Origin of the sequence: Methylobacterium sp. J-092, assembly GCF_022829325.1 — a bacterium.
GTDB lineage: Bacteria > Pseudomonadota > Alphaproteobacteria > Rhizobiales > Beijerinckiaceae > Methylobacterium.
In genome coordinates this window covers 1-664 of the sequence record NZ_JAKSXU010000205.1, presented here as the reverse complement: position 1 = coordinate 664, position 664 = coordinate 1, and the positions used below count along the sequence as shown (strand labels likewise).

Here is a 664-nt window from a genome sequence, read left to right as displayed (position 1 = left end):
GAGTACTGTACCTGGAGTTCAGCCGGTTGCTCTGCCGATCTCTACCTTCCCCTCATTAAGAAGCAGCTGGGAGCTTGCCGCAACCACACCAAGCCTCCGCCTGGGCCTTACCGGTACGGCTTCCGACAGGCCCCTTCAGCTGCGGGCCCATCCAATTCCCCCCTCCCGCCCACCGCGCCCCCTTCGTTCAGTAGCCTGTAAAAAAAGAAAGTCCGCGTGGCCGTTGTGAAACATTTGGGCGACCCCGCCGCTGTTGTAGCCGGCATGGTTGTCGGCGGCGTCGCCCGCCAGGGTGTGCCCGTTGAGGCTGACCTGATGGACGTAGAGGTTGCGGTCGGCCGTCGCGCTGCCGCCGTAGACGTCGTCGAGGAACTGCACCGCGATGTCGTGCGCACCCGTACCGAACGCTCCCGTGAGGGTGATGTCCTGCGTCTGGCCTGCCGCATGCGACGCGCTGGTGGTGAGTATCGGAAGGGCGTGGTGTAGGGAAAGAGTGTACGGCCTGTGGGAAATGCCGGTGTAGGTGTCACCAGAAAAAAAGAAGACGAGGGTGTCCGGAGCCAAGGGTGTCACGACCGGCGCTGTGGGTTTCGTGACCATGGGCGTGGGGATCACTGGCGTAGAGGGTAGTTTGATGACCTATGTCTCGGGTGGTGGAAGGTCG

1 protein-coding gene is annotated in these 664 nt (G+C 62.7%); it reads right to left on the bottom strand.

Annotated elements, in window-relative coordinates; all coding sequences use genetic code 11:
• Positions 1–135: 135 nt before the first annotated feature.
• On the bottom strand, positions 136–600 hold the full coding sequence (locus MKK60_RS25810; protein WP_243989017.1) for a carbohydrate-binding domain-containing protein: 465 nt from the start codon (positions 598–600) through the stop codon (positions 136–138).
• Between the last annotated feature and the right edge of the window lie 64 nt (positions 601–664).